Origin of the sequence: Pseudomonas sp. NPDC089407 (assembly GCF_044900445.1) — a bacterium.
Classification (GTDB): domain Bacteria; phylum Pseudomonadota; class Gammaproteobacteria; order Pseudomonadales; family Pseudomonadaceae; genus Aquipseudomonas.
Window position 1 is genome coordinate 1 of record NZ_JBJDNB010000068.1, and the last position, 1,777, is coordinate 1,777.

Sequence of the window (1,777 nt, forward strand, 5' to 3'; positions counted from 1 at the left end):
AGCGCAACATGCGAATTTTCGGCGAATGTCGTCTTCACAGTATAACCAGATTGCTTGGGGTTATATGGTCAAGTGAAGAAGCGCATACGGTGGATGCCTTGGCAGTCAGAGGCGATGAAAGACGTGGTAGCCTGCGATAAGCTTTGGGGAGTCGGCAAACAGACTGTGATCCAGAGATCTCTGAATGGGGGAACCCACTCAGCATAAGCTGAGTATCTTGTACTGAATACATAGGTGCAAGAGGCGAACCAGGGGAACTGAAACATCTAAGTACCCTGAGGAAAAGAAATCAACCGAGATTCCCTTAGTAGTGGCGAGCGAACGGGGACCAGCCCTTAAGTTGGTTTGAGATTAGTGGAACGCTCTGGAAAGTGCGGCCATAGTGGGTGATAGCCCCGTACACGAAAATCTCTTATCAATGAAATCGAGTAGGACGGAGCACGAGAAACTTTGTCTGAATATGGGGGGACCATCCTCCAAGGCTAAATACTACTGACTGACCGATAGTGAACCAGTACCGTGAGGGAAAGGCGAAAAGAACCCCGGAGAGGGGAGTGAAATAGAACCTGAAACCGTATGCGTACAAGCAGTGGGAGCCTACTTTGTTAGGTGACTGCGTACCTTTTGTATAATGGGTCAGCGACTTATATTCAGTGGCGAGCTTAACCGAATAGGGGAGGCGTAGCGAAAGCGAGTCTTAATAGGGCGTTTAGTCGCTGGGTATAGACCCGAAACCGGGCGATCTATCCATGGGCAGGTTGAAGGTTAGGTAACACTGACTGGAGGACCGAACCGACTACCGTTGAAAAGTTAGCGGATGACCTGTGGATCGGAGTGAAAGGCTAATCAAGCTCGGAGATAGCTGGTTCTCCTCGAAAGCTATTTAGGTAGCGCCTCATGTATCACTGTAGGGGGTAGAGCACTGTTTCGGCTAGGGGGTCATCCCGACTTACCAAACCGATGCAAACTCCGAATACCTACAAGTGCCGAGCATGGGAGACACACGGCGGGTGCTAACGTCCGTCGTGAAAAGGGAAACAACCCAGACCGTCAGCTAAGGTCCCAAAGTCATGGTTAAGTGGGAAACGATGTGGGAAGGCTTAGACAGCTAGGAGGTTGGCTTAGAAGCAGCCACCCTTTAAAGAAAGCGTAATAGCTCACTAGTCGAGTCGGCCTGCGCGGAAGATGTAACGGGGCTCAAACCATGCACCGAAGCTACGGGTATCACCTTTTGGTGATGCGGTAGAGGAGCGTTCTGTAAGCCTGTGAAGGTGAGTTGAGAAGCTTGCTGGAGGTATCAGAAGTGCGAATGCTGACATGAGTAACGACAATGCGAGTGAAAAACTCGCACGCCGAAAGACCAAGGTTTCCTGCGCAACGTTAATCGACGCAGGGTTAGTCGGTCCCTAAGGCGAGGCTGAAAAGCGTAGTCGATGGAAAACAGGTTAATATTCCTGTACTTCCAGTTATTGCGATGGAGGGACGGAGAAGGTTAGGCCAGCCTGGCGTTGGTTGTCCAGGTTTAAGGTGGTAGGCTGGAATCTTAGGCAAATCCGGGATTTCAAGGCCGAGAGCTGATGACGAGTTGCCTTTAGGCGACGAAGTGGTTGATACCATGCTTCCAAGAAAAGCTCCTAAGCTTCAGATAACTGGGAACCGTACCCCAAACCGACACAGGTGGTTAGGTAGAGAATACCAAGGCGCTTGAGAGAACTCGGGTGAAGGAACTAGGCAAAATGGCACCGTAACTTCGGGAGAAGGTGCGCCGGCGAGGGTG

At 50.9% G+C, this 1,777-nt stretch carries 1 rRNA gene (cut by a window edge); it reads left to right on the top strand.

The annotated features are described in order from the left end of the window. The first annotated feature begins 66 nt into the window (after nt 1-66). Nucleotides 67-1,777, top strand: a 23S ribosomal RNA gene (locus tag ACI2KG_RS28915); it runs 1,281 nt beyond the window's last position.